Source organism: Streptomyces sp. UNOC14_S4 (genome assembly GCF_020740835.1).
GTDB lineage: Bacteria > Actinomycetota > Actinomycetes > Streptomycetales > Streptomycetaceae > Streptomyces.
This window is the reverse complement of sequence record NZ_JAINFC010000980.1, coordinates 1-953: the sequence shown is the minus strand read 5'-3', so window position 1 is coordinate 953 and position 953 is coordinate 1. Positions and strand designations below refer to the sequence as shown.

The window sequence follows — 953 nt, the reverse complement described above, 5'->3', positions numbered from 1 at the left end:
GGGGGTGCTCGCCGGGTTACAGCGTGGCGACGCGGACATGTCAGGCGCAAGGGGTGGGGCGGAAGTGGTCAGGCTGGTGCGGGATCACCCCGATATGTGACCGGCTGTGTGGCTGACGTGTGGCTGACGTGTGGCCGGCACGTGGCCGACCGCGTGGCCGACGCGCGGTCAACGTGCCCCGGGGTGCGGGGGAGTTCACCGACGTAGGGTGGCGGAGTGCTCGCCTCCGCAGCGCTGCTGCCTGTCAACACCACGCTCGGGGTGGTGCTCGCCGTCCTCCTGCTCGCCACCGTGACGGTGGCCGCGCTCGCGCGACTGGCCGACGGGCGGGAGCGCGGCTACGGCCGGGCGATCGCGGTCGCCGGGCTGCGCGCGGCAGCCCAGCTCGCGGCCGTGTCCGCCCTGATCGGGTGGGTGGTGCACGCGGTGCCGCTGCTCCTGGGCTTCCTCCTGCTGATGTACGCGGTGGCCGTACGGACCGCCGGGCGCCGCGTCACGGACAACGACACCTGGTGGTGGACGGCCGTGCCGATCGCCGCGGGCGTGCTGCCGGTCGTCGCGGTGCTGCTGCTCACCGGGCTCGTCCCGGTCAAGGGCGTCGCCCTGATCCCGGTGACCGGCATCCTCATCGGCGGGGCGCTGACCGCGACCGTCCTGGCGGGGCGCCGGGCCCTGGACGAGCTGCGCACCCGGCACGGCGAGGTGGAGGCCGCGATGGCGCTCGGGCTCCTCGACCGGGACGCGCGCCTGGAGATCGCCCGCCCGGCGGCCTCCGACGCGCTGCTCCCGGGCCTGGACCAGACCCGGACTGTGGGGCTCGTCACCCTGCCGGGGGCGTTCGTGGGCATGCTGCTCGGCGGGGCGTCGCCGCTGCTGGCGGGGGCGGTGCAGTTGTTCGTCCTTGTGGCGCTGATGGGGGTGCAGGTGGTGGCGGTGGCGGTGGTGCTGGAACT

1 protein-coding gene is annotated in these 953 nt (G+C 74.9%); it reads left to right on the top strand.

The genetic code is table 11. From position 1 onward, the window contains the following. Positions 1 to 216 precede the first annotated feature (216 nt). On the top strand, positions 217 to 953 hold a 737-nt coding region (locus K6I34_RS37455), incomplete at its 3' end, for an ABC transporter permease (protein WP_229332469.1).